The organism is Neotamlana nanhaiensis (assembly GCF_000943555.1).
GTDB lineage: Bacteria > Bacteroidota > Bacteroidia > Flavobacteriales > Flavobacteriaceae > Neotamlana > Neotamlana nanhaiensis.
This window is the reverse complement of sequence record NZ_JTDV01000008.1, coordinates 20774-44065: the sequence shown is the minus strand read 5'-3', so window position 1 is coordinate 44065 and position 23292 is coordinate 20774. Positions and strand designations below refer to the sequence as shown.

Genomic DNA, 23292 nt, shown 5'->3' with positions numbered 1-23292 from the left:
GAATTATATTAGTAAAAATTCACAATGCTTAGATTGCAAAATTACATATTAATTTGTTAAGGATTTACCCATATAAAAATCTAATACTTTTGTTTTAAACACAAAATCGTATTTAGCATTTATTAACGAAGCTTGTGCATTTATAAGTTGTACGCGAGCCTGCTCTAAATCGAAAGCCGTCATCGCTCCAAAATCGAAACGTTCTTTGGAGTTATTGAACGCTAATTCTTGAGATGCTAACGACTTTTTAGCGGCTTGATACGCTTTAAAAGCAGCTTGAGCATCGGTAAACGCACTTTGTATATTAGATTCTAAATTTAATTTTTGTTGCTGTAAATTCAGCAAACTATTTTGTTCTTGAATCTCTGCTTTTGCAACCGATGTTTTATTTTGAAACCTCGTAAAAATTGGAATATTTAGGTTTAAGTTAAAACTGTGTCCTTTATTATCGTTTATTTGTTGAAAAAAGGAATTACTGGAAATTAAATTAGAAAAGTTTGCTCCAGAATTGAATCCATAACCAAAGGTTAAACTAGGCAAATAGCCACTTTTAGCTATTTTTGTTCCTAACTGCGCATTTTCAATATTTTTTTCGGCTACTTTTATTTCGTTACGATTTTCCATAGCATAATTCAATACCGGTTCAACGTTCGAATAAAGTAACGCTTCAGAAGGATTATCAATTTCTACTTCTTCAATGCTAAATCCTTGAAATGGCACTTGTAATAATTGCGATAAGTTTAACAAGGCTAAATTCACACTATTTTCGGCTAAAGTTACTTGCTGCTCATCTCGACTTAAAGTCGCCTCGGCATCATAAATATTTGCTTTTGGTTGTACACCTGCATCAACTAAATCTTGAATTTGATTAAGTTGCTTTTTGCTAAATTCAAATTGTGCTTGCGCCGTTTCTAAATTTTCTTTGTTAAATAATACATTTAAGTAGGCGTTTGCCACATTAAGCGAAATATCGTCCTTTATTCTATTCAACTCCAAATTATTAGTTTCTTTTGTGAGTTTAGATTGTTGATATAAATACGTATTTCTAAACCCATTAAAAACCGTTTGTGACACACTAAAACCAACGTTTGTTGAGTGAAATGTACGATCGACAAACTGCCCAGGATAAATTTCAGATTGTCCTAAACTCATCGATTGAGAAACACCAGCGCCTAATGATGGTAAAAACTGCCCTCTGGAAGATTTAATATCTTGTTCGTTAGTTAAAATTGTGTTTTGCGCCTGTTTTATTGAAATATTATTTTCAATGGCATGCATTACACAAGCTTCTAGTGTCCATGTTTTTTGCTGAGCATAACCACCAGAGACAACAAATAACAGTAAACACGCTATAAAAATGTTTTTCATATTAGTTGTTTTCTTCATCTTCATTATCTTTTGATGCTTTGTTCCATACTTTAATTTTGTCACCCTCTTTTACGCCTTCAAGAATTTCAACGTTAATTCCATCAGACAATCCTAACTCCACATTTTCTTTGCGGTATTTCCCTTCTTCTTCAAGAATTTCAACAAAAGGTTTTTCGGTAATTCTATTGTATTGTAATAAGGCTTCACGAATAGCAAAAACGCTATCCTTTGCTTCAATATCTATTTCGGCATTGGCACTATAACCCGCGCGAATATTTGTTAACGAATCTAGTTTAACATCGGCTTTTATAGTAAATTGAACTGCACCGTTTTCTTCAATACCTTTTGGTGCTAAAAAGGTTAAAATAGCAGGAAACTCTTTATCGTTTATGGCTCCTAAAACCACTTTAATTTCTTTGCCTTCTTTAAGTTTTCCTATTTCGGCTTCATCTACTTTTCCTTCAAAAATCATTAAACTCATATCGGCAATTGTAGCAATGGTTGTACCCGCATTAAAGTTGTTACTTTCAATAACCTGATCACCTTCACGCACTGGAATTTCTAAAATGGTACCCGGAATTTGTGCAATAATATTAGTATTTGCCGAATTACCTCCAGATAAGGATCCTTGTTTTATTATTTGATAATCGTTTTGAGCTTGCGCTAAAGTTTCTTTCGCTTGATTGAAAGATAACTCGCTATTTTCGAAATCTTGTTGCGAAATAACACCTTTATCGAACAACGATTTGTTTCTATTGTAAAGCGTTTTTGCGTTATTGAATGATAATTGCGCTGTTTTTATACGGCTACTTGCACTTACTAAACTTTGCTCGTTTGGCACGACTCTAATTTTAGCAATAAGATCACCTTTTTTAACAATGTCACCTTCTTCTACCATAATCTCGTCTACAATACCAGAAATTTGAGGCTTTAATTCTACTTCTTCCTCTGGATTTAGCTTTCCTGTTGCTACAGCTTTTGTATTTATTGAAGTATAGAAGGGTTCTTCTACTTTAAAATCTTCAATAGCTTTTGAATTGGCATCTTTAAAGTATTTTAATACAAATACTAATAGTACTAAAACTACGATTCCTAAAATAATTTTTACTGTTTTATTCATTTTTTTGATTGTTTATTCTTCTCTTAATGCTTCTATTGGTTTTATACTTGTGGCCTTAAATGCTGGAATTAATCCAATTAAAGACCCCAATGCTACTAATATTAATAAGGCTACAAATACAACCGAAATTGATACGGATGCGTTTACTATGGCTGCTTCTGGCCCTTGACCAAAAAGATAATCCATAATTATTAAAATCAATCCGCCGGTTACAATGCCTAAAACACCTGCTACTAGTGTTAAAAACACGGCTTCAACTACAATTTGTCGCTTTATTTCGTAAGGTGTTGCCCCTAAAGCTCGCCTAACGCCTATTTCTTTGGTGCGTTCTTTTACGGTAATGAGTAAAATATTACCAATGGCAAATACACCAGCTATTAAAGTTGCAATACCAACAAACCAGGTTAAAAACTGCATACCGACTAAAAATCCAGTCATTTTTTTAAACTCGTTACCTAAGTTAAAACTGCCAAAAGCACGTTGGTCGTCTGGGTGAATATTATTTAAGTTTCTTAATAAAAGTTTAGCGTCGGCTTCAATTTGTTTAATATCGAATTGTGGCCGACCTGTAATCATCATCCAACCAATTTTATCACCTCTATTATAAATTTGCTGAAAGGTTGTAAACGGAATATGCATATCGGTTCGAGGTCCCATATTAATGTTTCCAACCTCAAAAAGACCAATAACTTTAAAGTTTATTCCGTTAATTTCAACATATTCGCCAATAGCTTTTTCATCTTTTTCGAATAATTGCTGATAAGCGTCTTCGGACATTACCACAACTTTCTTTCTGTCGTCAATATCATTTTGATTAATAAAACGCCCATGAATAAGTTTCTTTTTTTGAAGCTGATCGAGTAATGGATAATCGCCCGCCATTTGAAAACTACCCGTTAAAAAATTTCGAGTAGCACTTATACTTCTTTGGTTTCGTGGCAATACAAACTCGACACCTTCTACATTGGCTTCAATATTTTTAGCATCAGATAAACTTAAACTTACCTGTCTACCCTCTTGAAAGCCTCTAAATGCTTTACTGGTACTTTGCCCCCAGACAAATACGGTGTTTGTTGCAAAATCGCCAAATAAACGGTTAAAAGCATTTTCTAATCCTCGAGCAGAACCTAATAAACCTATGAGTAGTAAAATGCCCCACCAAACGCCAACCATGGTAAGTATAGATCGTAGTTTGTTTTTTCCCAAACTATCGAAAATCTCTTGCCAAGTATCTCTTTCTAATAAAAATTTAAGCATGATTAATCGTTTCTAAGTGCTACAATGGGTTTAATTTGTGATGCCTTTTTAGCTGGTAAATATCCTGCAATGGTTCCGGCAACAATTAGCGTTATAGTGGCACCAAATACTAAACTGGTACTTACACCTGGGTCTTTTATAAAATAGGTTTCTAGCGACGGACCAACTAACTCTAAAACGCCAACTCCAGCCAATAAACCTATATAACCTGCAATGGCTGTTATTATAACAGACTCTATTAAAATAATAGATACGATAGATCTTGGTGATGCCCCAAGGGCTTTACGAATACCAATTTCTTTGGTACGCTCTTTTACTATAAAAATCATAATATTACTTATACCAACAATACCCGCGATAAGTGTACCTAAACCAATTATTAAAATAATTACGGTTAAACTAGAGGTCATAATATCGACTTGTTTTGTGCCTTGAGCCATATTCCATATTCTAATAGCACGTTGATCGGTATTAGCTACAGAAAATCGATCCTTTAATTTAGCCAGCATTTTATTACCAAAGGCTAAGGCTTCATCGGAACTCATTTCTGGATTGTAAGTAAGATTTATTTCATCGATATAATTATTGTTACCATAAATGTTTTGTGCGGTGGTAATAGGCATATAAATGCGGCGCTCTTCGTAATCGCCACCTTCATCTTCAAAAACACCAACAATTTTATACTGAATACCACTAAGATTAATATACTTTCCTAATGCGGTGGTTTTTTTATATAAATCCTCTTCAACTAAACGCCCTACAACCACCACTTTACTTAAATTTTTAATATCATTAAAATTGATATAGCGCCCTTCTTTTACAATGGTGCGCTCTAAAAACTGATGATCGGGATGTACGGCACGCACATCGTAAGTATTTTGTTCTCCTTTATATGATGCATTTAAGCTTTTGTAAACACGTGCAGTTAAATATTCAATGTCGTCGTTATACTCTTCTTTTACAAAATTGTAGTCTTTATTTTCAAACTGAATTTTTCGTCCGGCTTGAAAACCTTTATGTGCTTTTGAAGTGAAACCAGACCTAATAAAAATTGAGTTATTAGCATCATCAACAAATTGATCGTTAAAAGTATTTTGCAAACCATTTGCAATACCAAAAAGAATGGCAAACAATAAAATGGCAAAGGCCACCGTAAACCCAGAGAGTACACTTCGGGTACGATTCATGTTTATACTTTGAAAAATTTCGCGCCAAAGATCTAAATCAAACATACTGTTCTGCTCTTACTTGGGTTACTTTTTTATCTTCCATAATAACACCATCGCGTAGGCGCACTATACGCTTGCACATGTTTGCAATATCTTCTTCGTGAGTTACCATTAATATGGTTTTACCTTCGTCGTTAAGACTTTGGATAAAAGCCATAATTTCGTGAGACGTTTTGGTATCGAGAGCCCCAGTTGGCTCATCGGCAAGTAATAATTTGGGATTTGCAGCTAAGGCTCGTGCTATGGCCACACGTTGTTTTTGCCCTCCAGAAAGTTCTTTAGGTAAATGATCGGCCCAATCTAACAAACCAACCTTTTCTAAATGAAACTTTGCTTTCTCAATACGTTCTTTACGTTTTATACCTTGATAATAAAGCGGTAATGCCACGTTTTCGATAGCATTTTTATAATTGATTAAGTTGAAGGATTGAAAAATGAATCCTAAGAATTTATTCCTGTAAACGGCTGCTTTTTTTTCGGTAAGGTTTTTAATAGGTAAGCCATCGAGAATATAATCTCCAGTATCAGCTTCATCTAACATACCTATTATATTTAAAAGGGTTGACTTTCCTGAACCCGAAGATCCCATAATAGCGACCATTTCGCCTTCATCAACCGATAAATCGATTCCTTTTAAAACATGTAAACTTGAATCTCCTATGGGATAGGATTTGTGAAGCTGGTTAATTTTTAACATTTCTGTTTTTTTGATTGATTAGTTGACTTGTTAAAAGTCTTTCTTCTTAGACTATCAATACAAAGAAATGTTACATAAATATTAGAAAAAAAATTTTATTACTTTTTTAACGTGCTATATTTCTTATAAATAAAGAAAATTAATCCTCCAACGAGTAAGTAAGGGATTGCCATTAAATACACAATACCATCGTTAATAGCTTCGGCTGCTGTTTGGCTTTCTTCACTTTCTAAAACCGCTCTACACATAGCACATTGCGCATTTCCTTCTAATAAAAGAAAAATAGAAAATAAAAAAAACAGCAATTTATGCTTCATCCTATAGCGCGGTTTAAAGTTTATAATAAAAATACTGTTTAATTATAATAAGGCGCAATCATTACATAAACAATTACTCCAGTAATAGCCACATACAACCATAATGGAAAAGTAATTTTTGCTATTCTTTTATGCAACTCAAAGTTATTAGTTATAGCACGTGCATAGGTTATTAGCACAAATGGAATAACTACAACCGATAAAATAATGTGACTGATTAAAATAATATAGTAAACAACTGCATAATCGCCTAAATACTTTGTTGAGTCGCTCGTCATATGATACAATACATACATTACCAAAAACAATACCGATAATAAAATAGCAAACTTATTTAGTCTTTCGTGCGCTTTTACATTTCCATTCTTAATTTGAATAAATGCTAAAACCAATACCAAAGCAGTTAATGCATTAATTATAGCATAAACGGGAGGTAAAAATATGGGTAACTCAATATCTAACTTTATTCCAAATAGCAAAGCCACTACAATTGGAATAACTACCGATAACACAACGATGAGTTTGTTATACTTTTTTTCGTTCCCTAAGTTTTTATCTGTATTCATATTATTCTTTTAATAATTTGGCTATATCTTCTTTTAAAATACTAATTTCTTGTTGCACACCATCGTCATCAACTTGCTCTTCTTCAGAAATAATGCCTTTATAATATATAATTGGATTTCCATTTTCGTCTGCTCTAGAACGAATAAATCCGTTTTTATCTATCAATGCAAAGTTTCCAGAATGCTCAAAACCACCTAAAACATCTTCATTTTGTGCCGCGTAAATAAAAAATCCGATGTTCGCTAATTCATAAATGGCATCTTTATCTCCAGTTAATAAATTCCAATTTGGATTTGTAATTCCGTAATTATCGGCATATTGTTTTAAAACTTCTGGTGTATCATAATCAGGATTTATGGTGAACGATGCCACACCAAAATTTTCAAAATCTTTGAAGGTATTTTGAATTTGTACCAAGTTAGCATTCATTCTTGGACAAATAGTTGGGCAGGTTGTAAAAAAGAATTCAACCACATAAACCTTTCCTAAATAATCTTTATTAGTAACTAATTTACCATCTTGATTTGTAAAACTAAATGCTGGTACTTTACGTTTTTCGCCATTATTATCAATAAAAAGTAAATTAGAAGGTTGCCCTTTTTTATTGGCAAAATCGCTACGGCTTTCGTTTCTTGTAACATCGCCATTGGTTACACGATCTACAATTTTAGGTATAAATAAAATACCAAAAATCAAAATAATAAAGGCAATACCAATGTATGAATAATTAGTTTTCTTCATGGTTACTTTTTAAGTCGTTGGCGCGTCGGGTATCGGTATTTTCAAATTCACCTTTTCGTTTTTGGCGGTATTCGGTAAATAACACACGTAAATCGTCGCTCATTTTGTTTTTTATTTCGGCTACTTCAATGCAATCGTAACCGTTTAAGCCATAAACAGGCTTATTTTTTTCCTTTTCTTTATCTTCTCTATCATCAAATCGACCACGTTGATTTAAATCTTTATCAACCACAAAAACTTTTTGGGTGTATAAATCTTCAGCTAAAGGCTGGTTGGTTTTTAAACTATTATAAACTCGTTTTATATGACCCGGTGAAGCAAAAGCAAAATGCCAATACTCCAAACTTTCATACGAGCTTATTTCCTTTTTAATGGTTTCTACTGAAGCTTCTGTACCTAATGGTAAAAGCATCACAATTTGAAACTTTTTAAAGCCTTTAAACTTATCGTAAACCAACTCTTTTAAGTTTGATGCTGCTATGGTATGCTCAATTGGATTTGCTCCTAAAAACCCCAACACCGTAATGTGCTCTTTTAACTGAATAGGCTCGTTACTATTTGAGGTAAATCCATTTAAATCTTCAACATTTTCTTTAATCACTTCTAGCGGTGTATAGTTGTGTGTTGCAGGATACAACAACAATAAAAACGCTACTGGCAAAAAGAACAATACGACTAAAACAAAATATGTGCTTGCTTTTTTCTTACTCATAAAACAGGTACAAAAAACGTTTTGCAAAAATAAAAAAAGGCGGTTTAAAAACCGCCTTAATATCTATATTTAACTGATTTTTATAAACTAAAAATCACGTTTTATAAATCCTTCGTCATAAACTCTAAATACGTATCCGCCTTCTTGTAACAAAATAAATACTAAATAAAGTATTAAGAAAACACCTGTCCAAACTACAGCGCGTCTTAATCCTTTAGTTTCGTCGCGTAAGTGCATAAAATCCCAAGCAATATAATATGCTTTTACAATGGTTAAAATGATGAAAATCCAGTTAAGTAATTTCATCCCTAAAAACTTAGCCATTAAACCTTCTGGTTTGTAAATACCTAAAACAACTTCGATTGCAGTTATAAAAGATAAAAATGCTAAAACACCCCAGATTTTTTGCTTGTTAGACTTAAACTTCCAAAGTCCTCTAAAAATTTCTAATTTATGTTCGTGTGCCATGTTATGTTTCTTTTAGCCCTTGGCGTTGCCGCTTTAGGCGCAATATTATTTTATTAAACTAAGTAGAAGAATGTGAATACGAATACCCAAACTAAATCTACAAAGTGCCAGTATAAACCAACTTTTTCAACCATTTCGTAGCTTTTACGTCTTTCGTAAGTACCAATTACCACATTAAAGAAAATAATGATATTGATAACGACACCTGAAAATACGTGGAAACCGTGAAATCCTGTAATAAAGAAAAAGAAATCGGCAAATAATGGTGAACCGTATTCGTTTACATGAAGGTTTGCTCCTTCAACAACTGCTTTACCATTCGCTTTTAAAACCTCTAAAGATTCAGCTCTCGACAACACGGTTTTCTCACCTTCTTCGGTTAACAATTGAGTTCTTACTAAAATATTGTCGTGCGACTCTAAACCGTGAATTACCTCTTCAACAGTATAGGTTGGTAAAGTACCTTCGTTAACAAACCACAATCCGTTTTTACGTTCATGTTCTGTTCTATCTCTATGTCCTGCTACAACAAAATCACTCAAGGCAACACGATGCCCTTCGGTATCAACAAACTGTAAAATGTTTCCTCCTTTTGTTTGTACAGCACCAAAATCACCTTTAATAAAAGTAGCCCATTCCCAAGCTTGAGACCCTACGAAAATTAAACCACCAATAATGGTTAAAAACATATAAATGGTAACTTTAGCTTTATTTAAATGATGACCGGCATCAACAGCTAATACCATGGTAACCGACGACATAATTAGGATGAACGTCATAAAGGCTACATAAATCATTGGTAATTCTTGGCCGTGTAAAAACGGAACGTGAGTAAACACCTCGTCCGCAATTGGCCATGCATCAATAAATTTAAATCTTGAAAATCCGTAGGCTGCTAAAAACCCAGAGAAAGTTAAGGCATCTGAAAGGATGAAAAACCACATCATCATCTTTCCGTAACTAGCTTTAAGTGGTTCGTTTCCGCCGATCCACGTTTTGCCTTCTGCTACTGCTGTACTCATAAATTTTGGTTATTGTTTATAAAAGTTGCACAAAAATAGGTATTTTATTTATGTAATAAAACATCAAAGTGCAAATTATACCCACTTTAAATAAAAGTTGATTTTTAATATTTTTATTAGCCTACAAAATAAAGAAACAAAAACAAATACACCCAAAGTATATCTATAAAATGCCAAAAGGTTGCTGCTAAATCGAAGCCTAATTTGTTATTAGCATTATATTTATTTCTTAAGTGATTATAAATCACCACTAACAAACAAATTAACCCAACTACCACGTGTAAAATATGCACTACTGCAATTAAATAAATATAGGACATGGTTACATTACTAGTTGGCCCTGTAAAGTTATAACCAAGGTTAATTATTTCTTGAAAACCTTGAAATTGATTAAAAATAAATACAACTCCTAAAATTAAAGTGATTACCAACCAGATGGTGGTTAAACTTTTATTGTCTTTTTTTAGTGCGTTTTTTGCTAGTAAAAAAGTAATACTACTAATTACAATTACAACCGTGCTAATAATAAAAGCGTTTGGCAACTGGAAATCTTTAAGCCAATCGGGGCGCGAACTACTTACCACGAAAGCACTGGTCCAACCAGCAAACGACATAATAAGTGAAATAATGCCAAACCAAAGCATCATTTTTTTGGCTCTAATATTTTTTTCTTGGGGTGTACCTTGGGTTAAATCCATGAATTTAATGTAAAAATTTATCGACTACATATACAATTTGCACTAGCGAAATATACGATACACTCACTAACATAAGTTGCTTTGCAGCCTTCTCGGTCATTAATCTAAACAATCTTATAGCATAATACAACATCCATAAACCTAATGCGAATACCAAAACAGTTGCTATAATTGAAAGTTGTAATCGTCCTGTAAAACCAAAAACGGGAATTATGGATACCATGATAGTCCAAATAGTGTACATAATGGTTTGTACTGCGGTGCCTTTATCTTGTTTTCCTGTTGGTAGCATAAAAAATCCGCCTTTTTTATAATCGTCGAACAAAAACCAACCAATCGCCCAAAAGTGAGGGAATTGCCAAAAGAATTGTAAGGCGAAAAGTGTTCCTGGTTCAATACCAAAATCGTCGGTTGCCGCAACCCAACCCAACATAAACGGAATAGCTCCAGGAATGGCGCCAACAAAAACAGCTAATGGCGTTTTGGTTTTTAAAGGCGTATAAACACAAGTGTATAAAAAAATAGAAATGGCACCAAACATCGCCGTTTGCTTGTTTATGGTGTATAAAATGATGATTCCTAATAGCGTAAAAACACAAGCGATAACAAATGCGGTTGAAACTGACATACGACCTGCAGGAATGGGGCGATTTTTAGTACGACTCATTAAAGCATCTAAATCTTTTTCGATAATTTGATTAAATGCGTTTGAAGCGCCTACCATAAAATAACCGCCTAAAGCCAATAAAACTAAGGTTTTTACTTCTACAATTTCAACACCTAATAAATATCCAGCTACCGACGAGAATACCACACTTAATGCCAATCGCATTTTTGTGATTTCTTTAAAATCTGAAATTACAGAAGGTGCTGTTACTGATGGATTTGTTTTGCTCAATTGCGTTTAGGCTTCGCCCGTTTTGTTTTGCGAGTGCAAAGATACGCCTTAAAAGAATTTTGAGCAATGTTTTATTTAATAATCAAAATACCAATTAAACAAATCGGTACGTAAACCAAAATTAAACCAAACCGTGTTGCTTTTATAAACTGTTTCGGTTGTAGCATCTGGATTAAAATTACGCACTGTAATATCGGTAAACAGTTTTAAATTACTCGATGGATTTACAACGTAACCCGCCTGTAAATTCCCGTAAAAACTATTTGTAGCAATGCCTTGCCCAACTTTAACCCCTGTGTTTATTGGTCGGTCATTATAATTTCTATAAATATCGCCACCATAACTAAAATTGTCGGTATCAGTATTATAATCAAAACCACGTTTACCGAAAATAAATTTTGCATTAGCATACCAACGGTTGTGGAAATAATATCCCATAAGTACCAATTCGCTAAAATTAGCACTCCATAAATGCGCCATCGATTGGTTATTGTGCCCGTAATTTGTTGCAATTGTACTATGTGAATACGTGTAAGGACGCACGCGATTATATTCCATTTGCAGCATTAAATTATCAACGTTAAAGGCGTTGTAGTATTTAACCCCTAATTGGTAACCAAATTTATTTTTCCAGCTTTTATTTCCTGCTTTTACATCGCTAAGCGAAAACTCATCTAAAATAAACTGGCTGTATAAATTAATATTATTGTTCCATTTGTATTTTGCTGAAGTTCCCATAATGGCATTTCCAGCATCTTGCCCAGTTTCAAACTCTATGGCGCGATAAAAAATAATAGGATTTAAATAATTAACATCAAAATTTCGATTGGCAGTTTTAGCCCAAATTACCGATTCAAAAAATCCAACATTTAATCGCTTAGTGACATTCCAACTTAAAAAATGGGTTGCCATGTATTTGGTTAAAAAAGCGTCATCGGTTGTTACTTCAGGGCGTACATCTTTTAACCACATCCAAGTATTGGTATATTTAATTTTCCAGAATTTAGTATTTAGTTTTAAAAATGGGTGCGGACTCGCCACATCACTTAAAAACAACGACCTGTAACCATCGCCAATAAAGTTTTTACCATGACCAAATTGAATATTTACAAAATCGGCTGGGGCATACGACAAATAAGCCTCTGCCACTGGGTAATCATAAGAATCGGTTTTAAAAGCTTTAGCAATACCACGACCAGGAATAATTGCTGGATCTGGCCCAAAACCACGCAAACTTTCGGCATACTCGTTAAAATATTGTGCAAAACGACCTTGACTCTCGAAAACCGATGTGTAAAAATTAAAGTTTTTCCCCAATCCGCCTTTTACCAATAATCCTCGTGTATTGTTGTAGGTTGAACTAAAATCAGCTTCGGTATCTTTACCAACTTCAAAATCGAAAATTGGATCGATAGTAAACCAATAGTTTTTACCTTGTAATTGCACCAAATGTTCGTTCCAAAGTTTTTTCCCGAACCATGTTTTTCTTTCTTGAAGCAACTTATCTTTTTCAGCTTTAAAATCGTAATACTTTGAAACCTCTGAGTGCACAAAAGGTTTTGAAGCGGTATGACTATTGATACCAACAACATTTATGGCTCTCTCGAACCTGGCATAATCACTATGTGTAAATTGTATGTTTAACTGGCTTGAAAAGGCATTGTCGTTATAACTGGTTATACTATTATTTACATCGTCGTATTCCGTTTGGTAAGCTTCTTCTAACTTTTTAATCTCGCTTGTTACCTCTGCACTATTTGCTGGCGCATTATTAAAATCGGATAATGGAATTTTAATAGGAAGCGCATATTGTTTAAAGGTTTTTCGGCCATTATAACTTGCTGGTTCAATTTTTGGAAACAGCTTAAAAACACGTTCGGCTTCTTCTTTTAATTCTTTATAAACCGCATTAACATAAATAAGTTTAAATGTCCCCAAGGTATCAACTTCAAAAATCACCGAAACATCCCCTTTATATTCATCTTTTATAACAATATCTGGTGTTTTAAATTCCGATTTTATTATTTGATACACCTTATTGGTAAAACATAGCTTTAAAGAATCGGCAGGAACATCTTTACAGCTAGGAAAAATAGGTTGTTTTTCGGAAGCATTGATAGTTTGCGAAAAGCTGTTAAATTGAGTAAAAAGTAGAAGAAGGACAATGAATTGCTTCATTTTAATTAGTTAAAGTTTAATTAATAGCGAAAGATACTATAATTTTTACATAAGCCACATGGTAATACTATTTTAGTTAAAAGGCTAAAACAAAAAACCGCTATCTGATTTAGATAACGGTTTTGATTTTGTAAAAGTATATAACTACTGTACTTGAAATACAATAGGCAAGGTATAAACCACACCAACATTTTTATCGTTTTGTTTTCCTGGTGTCATTTCTGGAATAAGATTTATTACGCGTTCGGCTTCACTACCTAATCGCTTATGTGGCGCACGGGTTTTAATGTTTGTTATATGTCCCGTTTTATCGATTGTAAATTGGGTTTGAATCACTTGTTTTCCACTTAAGCCTAAATCGGAAGCTAAATCGGCATCAAATTTACGTTGTACTAGTTTTGCAATTTTCTTTTCCATGCATTTTTTTCGGCCTTGGTTGGTTACTTCACCTTCGCAACCTGGAAAAATAGGAACGTTTTGAATAAAGTTTACAGGAATGGGCGTATCATCAATTATTTCCTCTAATACGATATCACTAGGATCGATTGGCTCATCGCTAGTTGTAAATTCTTCAGCGGTAATCACATCTTCAAATTCTTCTTTTACAAAGTCATTTTCCACTTCCTCGTAATCCTCAATAAAAAGAGTTTGCTGCTTGGTTTGAGGTTTTGTTTCGGCTTGCGGTGTTTGGTACACTTTAAAATTTTCGATGGCAATTTCGGTGTAATCGTCCGGTAGTAATAGATCGCCTACTTGAGGTGTTTCCGTTTTAAAATTCATCTCTAGTAAACCAAAGGAAGCGAGCAAACACACAATTAAACCAATTTGAAAATACAAGGTTGTGTTTTTTTGTAAATTTGCATAATGCTTTTGCGGTTTTTTTGTGCTTTGTCCGTTTTGGCGAGTGGACTCTGGCACATTTTTAAAATTTTTCATAATAAATTATAAGTTAAAATGTTAATATTATGATAAAGCCTCAATAAGCATACCAAAAAAGAAAACCCGCTACATTTCTGTAACGGGTTTTTATTTTTAGTTTCCGAATGCCATCGGAAAAAAATAATTTAATCTTGAACTTGGAAAATAATTGGTAACGAATATGGAACGTTTACTGGTTTTCCACGTTGTTTACCTGGTTGCATTTTAGGTAATAAGCCAATTACACGCTTAGCTTCTTTTTCTAAACCTGGGTGTGGCGCTCTTGCACGAACTCCAGAGATGTTTCCTGTTTTGTCTATTTTAAAGATTACGTTAATACGTTGTCTTCCAGATAAACCTAAATCTCCAGCTAAATCTGTATTAAACTTTTTGTTTACAAACTGTGATATTTTTTTAGACATACAAGCTCTTTTCGCGTTGTTTGTTTTCTCTTTTTCACAACCTGGGAAAACTGGTACGTTTTCAATTACTGAGAATGGTACATCAATATCTTCTTCTACTTCTACTACTTCCACTTCCTCAACCTCAACAATTTCTGTTTCTTGGTCTACCTCAGTAGATTCGATTACAGTTTCTTCAACCTCTACCTCATCTTCAACAATCTCGATAACTTCTGGGGCTGCTGGTGGTGGCGGTGGCGGTGGCGGGGTTTGTATTTGTTGTGTTAATGGAATTTCTTCTTCAAACTCTTCCTCCATGTTAACCATACCTATATCGATATCGTTTTTTTCGTATGTTTTGTAGTTTATTGCGTAGTTTGTTAAGAATAGCATTAAAGCTAAACCAATAGCAAAATAAAGCGAACTATTACGTGCTACATTTGCTTTAGGATTTTTTTTAGGTTCCATTTTATTTAATTGTTTTTCAAGATTGGTAAAATAACTATTTATTTATTAAAAATGCAACAGTTTATTTGTTTTTAACTCGTAACTTATTGTAAAAACTTAATACTAAGGTTGCAAGTAAAGCGCCAAAAGTATTTGCAACAACATCAAAAACATCTAAGGATCTTGTTGTTGTTAGGGTATCTTGTAATACTTCAATAATCATGCCAAATACAAACGCAATTATAAAAGCATACAACATGCCTTTTTTTGGGCTAAATTTTAGGGTATAAACTAAAGAGAAGTACCATAAGCCCATTAACAATGCATAGGTTACAAAGTGAAATATTTTATCGGCGAACGATATATCAACTTCTGGCAATTCGCTTACATTTATTAAGCAAGCTACCGCTATAGCTATGGTATAAATTATGGTTACTACTAATAGCCCTTTTTTAAGCACTTATTAAAGCTTTATAATCATCAGCTGTAAGCAAACCTTCTACTTGAGACAAATTAGAGCATTTTACTTTTATCATCCAGCCATCGCCGTAAGGATCGGTATTTACTTTTTCTGGCTCGTCTTCAAGGGTTTCATTAAACTCAATAATTTCACCAGAAAGCGGTAAAAATAAATCTGAAACGGTTTTTACAGCTTCAACAGTACCAAAAACTTCATCAGCTTCAAGGGTTTCGTCTAAAGTTTCAACTTCAACATAAACAATATCACCTAATTCGCCTTGGGCAAAATCGGTAATACCAATAATTGCGATGTCATCTTCAATTTTAACCCACTCGTGGTCTTTGGTGTACTTTAAATCTGCTGGAATATTCATGTTCTGTATTTAAGTTTGTTTCGGCAAATGTATTTATTCAAACTTAAAATTGAAACCTTTTAATTGTTAATTTCCAAAATTATATCGTAAGGTTAGGCCTGAACGAATACTTGTTTGCGGAAATGCGGTTGAAATAGCGTAATCGGAAAACGTATAATCGAAATAAAAGATACCTGTTAAGTTTTTACTAAAGGCATAATCGGCGCTATATTTTACACCCCAAATGGTTTGCCCAGAAGTAATTTGATTATTATCTAAATCGAGATAACGAATAATGGTTTTATTATCGCGAACAGACACATCGGCCTTCATATTTAAATCGCTCACAATACGCTTTTGAGGACCTGCTAATTTAGAATTTATACGCAAATCTTTAATTCGATATCCTAAGCCAATAGTGTATTCGTTACCTTGAATTTCGGTTACCAAATTATTATCGAAACTCAATGAGATTAATCGGTCTTTGGCTATTTCTGCTAAAATTTTAACCGAACTCTTCATCTCGAAATCCAATCGCATTAACGGACTAAACGATTCACTTAAATTGATATTACTAAATAAAGTCTCGTTTTTAAAGTTGCCTGATTGATCTTTAGCTTCATCTGGTTGATCGACATACGGTGTACCTGGTATGGGTTGCTCGTTATCATCAACATTTAAATTCAAATTTAAATTAGTATTGAATTGATTGATGGTATAAGTAGAACGATAACCATGCGTTAAAGAGAAACGTTTGAAGCGCTTTTTAAACCAGTTAAACTTCATAAAACCAGTATACTTTAAATCCCAGTTTGGCAATGGCACATCTCTAAACGCACTTGTTTTTACGTCGTTTGCATCTTGCCCGGAATAGGCTGCTAAAAATGCTGGCAACAATACTTTTTGATTGTTTTTACCAAAACCTAACGGATAGCCATCTTCATCTCTTTCGAAACTTGAACCACCGTAAAATGCTTCGGCTAAACGATTAGCTATTTTTAAACGATTCGTTCTAAAATCACTAAATGCTTCACTAATATTTTCATCACTCTTACTAAATGCAGTTTTTATTAAAAGCGTTGAAATATTGTAATTTCCAAAAGTATTTGGAGTTAACGAGTTGTATTCACCATTATTAACATTGTAATTTTCAGTATAATTTTCGTAGTAAGCGCGGTTACCAACAATATCAATTTTTAAATCTCTTACAGGTTCTAAGTTTGCCGAGTAATCAATCTGCTTTTGTTGCGTGGTGGTATATTGTTCATTAAACTCTGGATATAATGTCAACCAACCTTTTTTAGCGGCTTGATATCGTATATCGCTTTGGCTACCAAAAGTAAATCCTGTTGATGGCTTTAACGTACCAATAAACCCTGGTGTTTGTGTGTAACCTGGCAAATAAGTACCACTATTTTCGTTATAATTAAAAGTAAGGCGTTTTACACTTGTTAAAATATCGATACCTGCATTTATTAATTTTCGAGCCGTTTTATTTTGTTTTTTAGGTGCTGGTGCCTTACGATTATTCGCTCCTGGAGGCCCTCCTGGTGTTGTGGTTCTGGCCCGAACTGTTCTAATTGGTTTTTTAACCAAACCTACGTACTTGTAAAAGCGATTCATATCTAGCGTAGTCACTAAATTATGAACACTTGAATTTTGCACCGAATTTCCTAAATCGAAAACCCCAGAAAGTGTGTTTTCCGGATCGTTAGGATCGGTGTAATCCAATTCTAATTCGCCGTATAAATCTGATCCTTTTTGCCATAAAAATGTTCCGGTATATTGATAAGTAGCATCAATAAAACTAAACGTTGGTATTTTGTTTAAAGGTAGTTGATAAGTTAAACCTAAGGTTTGGGTTTGCCTATTTGGATCGCCCACATCTAAAATACCATCCCAAACATCAAGCGATTCGTCTTGTATGCCTTCTGAATAATCTCCTTTATAATAATTTCTAACAATATTATTATTGGCTGCCGAAAAGTTAAACTGTAATGATTTTGTTAAGTTGTAGTTGATGTTATACTGAAAATCGAAAGTGTAATTACGCTGTAGCAATTGTTCTACAGAAATATCATCGTCTGATAAATCGATAGCTCTAAAACGTTGGCTATTAAATTGCCTGTTAATATCGCTACTAACCGTAAAACTTGAAGGCAATAAATTGAAATTAAACTCCTTTAAAAACTTCCAATATTTTCCTGTAAACAAAGAATCGTTCTTTATAAAAGGCTCAACAGTTAACTGATTAAAATTATGCGCATAGTTAGCGCCTAGCCTAACCGTTTTATTTACGGCATTTTCAATTTCGAAATCACGGTGTTCAACCTTGTTGTAAGAATAATTTAAAGTTACGTTTTCAACATCGTAAAAACGGGCTTTCTTGTCGCTTGTTCTATTCTTTTTAACTCCGATAAAATTGATGCTTTTACGCTTGGTATAATCTTCAGAATTTTGAAGAATTTCTTCTCTATCCGATTCTGTTTCGGCAGCATCTAAACGCGATTGCAAGGTTAAATCTTCGTAAAACGCATCGTATTTTGGTGTAATTAATTGTTCGCTTTGCGCATAATTAAATGGTAATTGCACACCCCATTTTTTTGGTAATAGTTGCCCTATATTTACATTGGTAACTAAATCGTATTGCACCACATCTTCTAAAGCACGTTCGGATGGTCCTTGCTCTAAAGCACCAAAACCAGAAGTACTTTGGCTACCAGTAGCACTAATGGTTGCAAAATCGGCAATATTACTATCCATACTTACAACAGCAGCCCAACCACCTTCGTTATCCATATCGGATAATCGTAATTCGTTATACCAAAGTTCGGCACAAACATTATTGCTATTCGATCTATTTTTAACACCAACCATTAACGTACGCACATCGCCAAAGTTTGGATTACCTTTAATACCTACACGATGTTGACCAAGCGTATAACCATCAAACGGATCGCTTGCTAAAACAATATCACCATTTACTACATCATAAAAAGTAGCATCTTCATTATTTAAAGAAGCATCAAAAATACCTTGAGCTTTAACTTTTCCTAAAATCTCGATAGGTAAATTTATTTCGTTATTGGTTGGCCAAAGTCCGTCACGTGTGGTATTAGTCGATATTTCTAAAGGAATTTCAATTTGATAATAATTATCGGTTAAATCGTTACCCATTCTAATAAAACCAACTAAATCATCGTCGTTTAAAGTACTAGAACCATCATCGCTATTTTCAGCATGCATAAACATTCTAATACGCTTATATTGGCGCATATCGACGTTAATATTTTTATACACCGCTCTAGAATCTTCACTCTCTAAATTACACACTTTTAGCACTAACGATTGCTCATTTTGGTTTACAACCGTATTGTTATTGAATAACTGTTCTGGCTCAATACCTGGTGGGCGTTGGTAACTACCTTCGTTTTCGAGCGTACCAATAACACCAACAGAAAAATCGGTTTGTGGATCGTTTGGATCTGGATCGTCTTTATCTAAAGCTTGGGTGTATCGTCTCCAATCGCTTCGTACCAAATCGAGCGTACCGAAACGGAATATGGTGGTTTCGGTAAATTCTTTTAGAAATAGCCTGGTAAAACGCACCGATCTTAAATCGGTAATACCACCAACTGCTCGCGCTAAATCGCCTTGTACCGGAATTCTAAATTGATACCAACGCACATTTACTCTTTCGCCATTTGGTAAAGTTCGCGGTCTGCTTTTAAAATCTCGTAAATATTCTTTTAATGGATTTGAATTAGGAAGATTTTCAAACTCAACTTCAGATTCTGGTAAATTCTGTCTTGTAATATCAAGTTCATATTCGTAATAACTATCAATGGTATTCATGGTGTTATCACGGTTAATATCCTCAACATCTGGTTGTGTATTGGCTCCTCGATTGGTATCGCTAAACGTATCTGGCGTATTACCTTCTACACCATTGTATTTTTTGTAACGCTCAAAAATATCACCTTCGGCATTTAAAAAATAAGTATAATTATCGTTTGATGGATCTTCTAATGTTCTATATTCTGCCGCTAGGTTTTCTCTAGTAGCGAAACGTCGTTCAGCGTCATCGCTATAACCATCGTAACCAACATCTTGATTAGCGCGTTCTTCGCCAGTGGTATCGAACGCATAAACCAAACTTTGATTTTGTGGCACAACACTTCCCCAATCGGTAGCTTGCTGCTCTAAAATGGTAATATCGCCATCTTCTGGCAAGCCATTTTCGTAAAGTTTACGCCCATCTTTTAAAATATCTTCAGAAATATTACCCAAGTTTAAAACCAACTTTCCTCCAGGATTTGTTGGGTTATCTTGAAACGGATCTTGTATCCAAAAATCGATATACTCGACGTTTTGTTGCTCAAAATCTGTTGATGTAATTTGACGGGTTATACCTGCCCAAGAATTTTGCGGGTCATTAAGCGTACCACTTGAAGCTTCAGGATCGAAATTGTAAGGCCCACGCTCTTCTGGGTAGTAGGCTAAATCGAGAGTAAATAACACCGAATTTTGTCCTTGAACCAAATCGACCTCGGGAAATAATTCATTTATAAATACACGACTGGTGTATAAATTAGACATGTCTTCATCTGTAATTTCGTCTGGCCTTTGATTGCTGTAAAAAATAGGATCGATGGTATACCAGTTTAACATGGCACGATTGTAACCACTTTCAATCCCATTGGCATATTCATTATCAACTTCACCGTCACCATCTAAATCGGCTGGTCTACTTGATAAATACCATGATTGTTGCGAGGTTAAATCGATACTGTTTTGAGTACCCTCAAAATCGTCGATATATGAAGTTGGTTCACCATTAAAATCGGTTCCTTTTGGTGCTCCTGGTAGTAAATAAGCTAATTCACCGCGAAGGGACACGTTAGATTCTACATCAGTATCGATATTTGGTAATTTGTTTACCATACGTGTTAAAAATGGCACTTTAGCTGCGTAATTACCATTAAAACCAAAAATAGTGTTGTTAATAGATTCTGTACCGTAGTTTGCCTTCTGCGTTATTGGGCGTTCGTTAAGATTTAAAAATGTTGCTCCTAACACAAAGTTTTCATTAAACTTATGCTCAACATTTACGCCTGCAAAACGTCTGGTTTGTTGCCCAAAAACAGCATTATTTTCGGTTGATACTTCAATAGGAGTTCCTGAAGCTTTTAAAGCTTCATCTAAAATGTAAACTTGTCCTAAATCGTAATCTACTGTATAATCAATACCTTCAACCAACACACGACCACCTGCGGTAACACGCACCGAACCACGCGGTACATTAAACGAACCTATTGAAATACCATCGCCTCCTCCCGAAGAACTATAACGTCCTTTTAACTTAAATTTATTTTTTTCAACGGCCTCTAAAGCGGCAGTTTTAGTGCTGGAATAAAGCACATCATAAACATATTTTTGCTGGTTTTCGTTATATGAAGTAGGATTATCATAGCTATTACCTCCACCTAAAACATTGTATAAATATTCTCCAAATGGTTCGGCACTGGTAAACACAATTTTTCCGTTTTGAGGAATTACTGTTATTCCAGATACATAATCGAAGAAACCATCTCCTTTGGCCTGCGGGTCGTTATTAAAATTAAGCTTATCTAAATTAAAAACTCGTAATAATGGTACGTTTTGAATTAAATCGTCTTCGTTTGTAGAAGGCGTAACTGGGTTTCCGTTTATATCTAAATCGAAGCTGCCATTAACAGGCGTAATGTAGTTTAATGGTGAAGCTTCGTTATAAAAAATGTTTAATCTAAAATCATCTTTACTTAAATTATACGCTCCAGTATCGTAGATGTTTTTCATCATTAAATCCCAAACTGGTTGCGTTACATTAGTAACACTACTTTTAAGCATTTTTACAACTAAAGTGGAATTAACTACCGAAGTTACCACTCCATCGTCGTTGGTTTCAACATTGGTAGCTTCAATACCATCGTTTGCAAATTCACCTACTTGATACACCTTTCCGCCTAAAGTATATTGAAAGGCCACGGCTAAAACCTCATCGTTTGTTAAACGCTGATTTAAGGAAATATATCCCAAATCTTCATTTAATGTATATTCTTGCCCGTTGGTTAATTTTCTAGCGTTTTCAATTTTAGCATAATCGGAACCTTCTTTAGCAACCGATGAAAACACTCCAAAACCTTGTTGTGCTGTGGCGATATCGCGAATTTGATCAGTTAAAATAGAACCCGAACCAATTACTGTTGGATCGAAATCGTTATTGGAGTTATCGGGTACCGCATTGGGTTTGTTAATAAAGCCGGCGTATCCATTGGCTTGCGGATCTAACAAAATATTATCGGCATCGGGACTACCTGGAGTATAAACCGATTCACCTAAATCTTGTAAGGCCACAATGTTTCTAACATTATCGGTTTGGTTACTACGGTTGGTTATCCAAACTTCAATACGCGTAATTTGCAAGCCTTTATTATTTATAAACGGATAATTAGCAAGTGCTGCATCGTAGGTATCTCTAAAATGTTGCGCTAAGAAGAAGTGTCGGTTTTCATCGTATTCTCTAATAAAAAACTCAAACTCTTCTACCGTTCCTCCACCTTGTGCTATAACCGTATTTGATTGCGATTTTTGCTCGGAAAACACGCCTGTAATAGTTGTTTTACCAAACTGCAATTGTGCCTTTACCCCAAATAAACTTTGCGCTCCCGTAATTAGCGAGCTATTTAAGGGCATGCTCACATTACCAACTTCAATTTTTTGTAAAATATCGTCTTCTGTTGGCGTGTATTCTAACTTAAACAGCTGTTGAAAATCGAAGGTAGATTGGGTATCGTAATTCGCCGTTACTTGCAAACGCGTACCAACTTTACCTAATAAACTTAAACTGATTCGTTGATCGAAATCGAAGGTGAAATTACTGCGGTTTCTTGGTGAAAATGTTGGATTATCTTGCTTTGAAAACAGGATACCTAAATCCATTTCTACACTACCCGTTGGCACTAACTCTATAACATTGCTCCCAAAAATGGTTTCGAAAAGTCCTGAATTTACATAAAACTCAGGTAGTAGATTTTTTTTCGCATCTTCGCTACCTTCCTTTTTACCATCGAAAGCATCAATTTTTTCTTTGTAATAATTCCGAATGTTTTCTTTTGCAACTAAATCGAAATATTCTGAAGGTGTTAAAATTATAGGATATTTAAGATTGTAATCCCCAATAGTTTCGGTATAAATATAACGATTAGTTACCGGATCGTAAGTGTATTTAGACTCTACAGTGTCGAGTATTGGCGTTTTTAGTTTCCCTAAACTAAACCCTGTTTGTGTAGAATCTTGTGGTGTTTGCGACCAAGTTACAACCGAATAAAAAAGTACAATAGCAAATACAAGGTATTGCTTTGGTAATTGGAGTAGATTTGGTCTGGTTATCTTCAAAATTA

The 23292-nt window shown here is 34.3% G+C and carries 19 protein-coding genes; all 19 read right to left on the bottom strand.

Features of this window, described 5'->3' with window-relative positions:
• Nucleotides 1–48: 48 nt before the first annotated feature.
• A complete protein-coding gene (locus tag PK35_RS09620; protein WP_052825966.1) occupies nucleotides 49–1386 on the bottom strand; it encodes a TolC family protein in 1338 nt (445 codons plus the stop codon).
• On the bottom strand, nucleotides 1370–2488 hold the full coding sequence (locus PK35_RS09615; protein WP_044626508.1) for an efflux RND transporter periplasmic adaptor subunit: 1119 nt from the start codon (nucleotides 2486–2488) through the stop codon (nucleotides 1370–1372). The genes PK35_RS09620 and PK35_RS09615 overlap by 17 nt, the downstream gene beginning before the upstream one ends.
• Before the next feature lie 12 nt (nucleotides 2489–2500).
• Nucleotides 2501–3745 (bottom strand): ABC transporter permease, encoded by a 1245-nt coding sequence (locus PK35_RS09610; protein ID WP_044626507.1) that lies wholly within the window; start codon nucleotides 3743–3745, stop codon nucleotides 2501–2503.
• 2 nt (nucleotides 3746–3747) lie between these two features.
• The gene (locus PK35_RS09605) at nucleotides 3748–4977 is read right to left on the bottom strand and encodes an ABC transporter permease (protein WP_044626506.1); all 1230 of its coding nucleotides are present in this window, start codon (nucleotides 4975–4977) and stop codon (nucleotides 3748–3750) included.
• Nucleotides 4970–5671 carry an ABC transporter ATP-binding protein gene (locus PK35_RS09600; RefSeq protein WP_044626505.1) on the bottom strand — a complete coding sequence of 234 codons (702 nt, stop codon included), beginning with the start codon at nucleotides 5669–5671 and terminating at the stop codon, nucleotides 4970–4972. Before PK35_RS09600 ends, PK35_RS09605 begins: the two co-directional genes overlap by 8 nt.
• A 98-nt stretch (nucleotides 5672–5769) precedes the next feature.
• Nucleotides 5770–5988: a membrane protein gene (locus PK35_RS09595; RefSeq protein WP_044626504.1), complete on the bottom strand. Its 219-nt coding sequence runs from the start codon at nucleotides 5986–5988 to the stop codon at nucleotides 5770–5772.
• Nucleotides 5989–6026: 38 nt separating this feature from the next.
• Complete coding sequence (locus tag PK35_RS09590) at nucleotides 6027–6554, bottom strand: DUF420 domain-containing protein (RefSeq protein ID WP_044626503.1); 528 nt, start codon at nucleotides 6552–6554, stop codon at nucleotides 6027–6029.
• Between the two features lies 1 nt (nucleotide 6555).
• Complete coding sequence (locus tag PK35_RS09585) at nucleotides 6556–7296, bottom strand: SCO family protein (RefSeq protein WP_044626502.1); 741 nt, start codon at nucleotides 7294–7296, stop codon at nucleotides 6556–6558.
• Nucleotides 7283–8008, bottom strand: a complete 726-nt coding sequence (locus PK35_RS09580) for a hypothetical protein (RefSeq protein WP_044626501.1) — start codon at nucleotides 8006–8008, stop codon at nucleotides 7283–7285. Before PK35_RS09580 ends, PK35_RS09585 begins: the two co-directional genes overlap by 14 nt.
• Nucleotides 8009–8095: 87 nt before the next feature.
• Nucleotides 8096–8476, bottom strand: a complete 381-nt coding sequence (locus tag PK35_RS09575) for a cytochrome C oxidase subunit IV family protein (RefSeq protein WP_044626500.1) — start codon at nucleotides 8474–8476, stop codon at nucleotides 8096–8098.
• A 53-nt stretch (nucleotides 8477–8529) separates the two neighbouring features.
• Complete coding sequence (locus tag PK35_RS09570) at nucleotides 8530–9498, bottom strand: cytochrome c oxidase subunit 3 (RefSeq protein WP_044626499.1); 969 nt, start codon at nucleotides 9496–9498, stop codon at nucleotides 8530–8532.
• Nucleotides 9499–9614: 116 nt separating this feature from the next.
• Entirely contained in the window at nucleotides 9615–10196 is a 582-nt protein-coding gene (locus PK35_RS09565) for a cytochrome c oxidase subunit 3 (RefSeq protein ID WP_044626498.1), read from the bottom strand.
• A gap of 4 nt (nucleotides 10197–10200) precedes the next feature.
• Entirely contained in the window at nucleotides 10201–11094 is an 894-nt protein-coding gene (gene cyoE / locus PK35_RS09560; protein ID WP_044626497.1) for a heme o synthase, read from the bottom strand.
• Between the two features lie 75 nt (nucleotides 11095–11169).
• Complete coding sequence (locus PK35_RS09555; RefSeq protein ID WP_044626496.1) at nucleotides 11170–13272, bottom strand: gliding motility protein RemB; 2103 nt, start codon at nucleotides 13270–13272, stop codon at nucleotides 11170–11172.
• A 144-nt stretch (nucleotides 13273–13416) separates the two neighbouring features.
• The gene (locus PK35_RS09550; RefSeq protein WP_044626495.1) at nucleotides 13417–14208 is read right to left on the bottom strand and encodes an energy transducer TonB; all 792 of its coding nucleotides are present in this window, start codon (nucleotides 14206–14208) and stop codon (nucleotides 13417–13419) included.
• A 128-nt stretch (nucleotides 14209–14336) separates the two neighbouring features.
• A complete protein-coding gene (locus PK35_RS09545; RefSeq protein WP_044626494.1) occupies nucleotides 14337–15059 on the bottom strand; it encodes an energy transducer TonB in 723 nt (240 codons plus the stop codon).
• 61 nt (nucleotides 15060–15120) lie between these two features.
• Nucleotides 15121–15498: a VanZ family protein gene (locus tag PK35_RS09540; RefSeq protein WP_052825964.1), complete on the bottom strand. Its 378-nt coding sequence runs from the start codon at nucleotides 15496–15498 to the stop codon at nucleotides 15121–15123.
• Nucleotides 15491–15871 (bottom strand): glycine cleavage system protein GcvH, encoded by a 381-nt coding sequence (gene gcvH / locus PK35_RS09535; RefSeq protein WP_044626493.1) that lies wholly within the window; start codon nucleotides 15869–15871, stop codon nucleotides 15491–15493. Before gcvH ends, PK35_RS09540 begins: the two co-directional genes overlap by 8 nt.
• Before the next feature lie 66 nt (nucleotides 15872–15937).
• Nucleotides 15938–23287: a T9SS outer membrane translocon Sov/SprA gene (sov, locus tag PK35_RS09530; RefSeq protein ID WP_117624667.1), complete on the bottom strand. Its 7350-nt coding sequence runs from the start codon at nucleotides 23285–23287 to the stop codon at nucleotides 15938–15940.
• Nucleotides 23288–23292 lie beyond the last annotated feature (5 nt).

Coding starts and splice junctions, on each gene's coding strand:
- PK35_RS09570 (WP_044626499.1), bottom strand. CDS start 9,498: ATGAGTACAGCAGTAGCAGAAGGCAAAACGTGGATCGGCGGAAACGAA.
- PK35_RS09600 (WP_044626505.1), bottom strand. CDS start 5,671: ATGTTAAAAATTAACCAGCTTCACAAATCCTATCCCATAGGAGATTCA.
- PK35_RS09590 (WP_044626503.1), bottom strand. CDS start 6,554: ATGAATACAGATAAAAACTTAGGGAACGAAAAAAAGTATAACAAACTC.
- PK35_RS09605 (WP_044626506.1), bottom strand. CDS start 4,977: ATGTTTGATTTAGATCTTTGGCGCGAAATTTTTCAAAGTATAAACATG.
- PK35_RS09555 (WP_044626496.1), bottom strand. CDS start 13,272: ATGAAGCAATTCATTGTCCTTCTTCTACTTTTTACTCAATTTAACAGC.
- gcvH (WP_044626493.1), bottom strand. CDS start 15,871: ATGAATATTCCAGCAGATTTAAAGTACACCAAAGACCACGAGTGGGTT.
- PK35_RS09580 (WP_044626501.1), bottom strand. CDS start 8,008: ATGAGTAAGAAAAAAGCAAGCACATATTTTGTTTTAGTCGTATTGTTC.
- PK35_RS09615 (WP_044626508.1), bottom strand. CDS start 2,488: ATGAATAAAACAGTAAAAATTATTTTAGGAATCGTAGTTTTAGTACTA.
- PK35_RS09565 (WP_044626498.1), bottom strand. CDS start 10,196: ATGGATTTAACCCAAGGTACACCCCAAGAAAAAAATATTAGAGCCAAA.
- PK35_RS09575 (WP_044626500.1), bottom strand. CDS start 8,476: ATGGCACACGAACATAAATTAGAAATTTTTAGAGGACTTTGGAAGTTT.
- PK35_RS09620 (WP_052825966.1), bottom strand. CDS start 1,386: ATGAAGAAAACAACTAATATGAAAAACATTTTTATAGCGTGTTTACTG.
- PK35_RS09545 (WP_044626494.1), bottom strand. CDS start 15,059: ATGGAACCTAAAAAAAATCCTAAAGCAAATGTAGCACGTAATAGTTCG.
- PK35_RS09550 (WP_044626495.1), bottom strand. CDS start 14,208: ATGAAAAATTTTAAAAATGTGCCAGAGTCCACTCGCCAAAACGGACAA.
- PK35_RS09585 (WP_044626502.1), bottom strand. CDS start 7,296: ATGAAGAAAACTAATTATTCATACATTGGTATTGCCTTTATTATTTTG.
- PK35_RS09610 (WP_044626507.1), bottom strand. CDS start 3,745: ATGCTTAAATTTTTATTAGAAAGAGATACTTGGCAAGAGATTTTCGAT.
- PK35_RS09595 (WP_044626504.1), bottom strand. CDS start 5,988: ATGAAGCATAAATTGCTGTTTTTTTTATTTTCTATTTTTCTTTTATTA.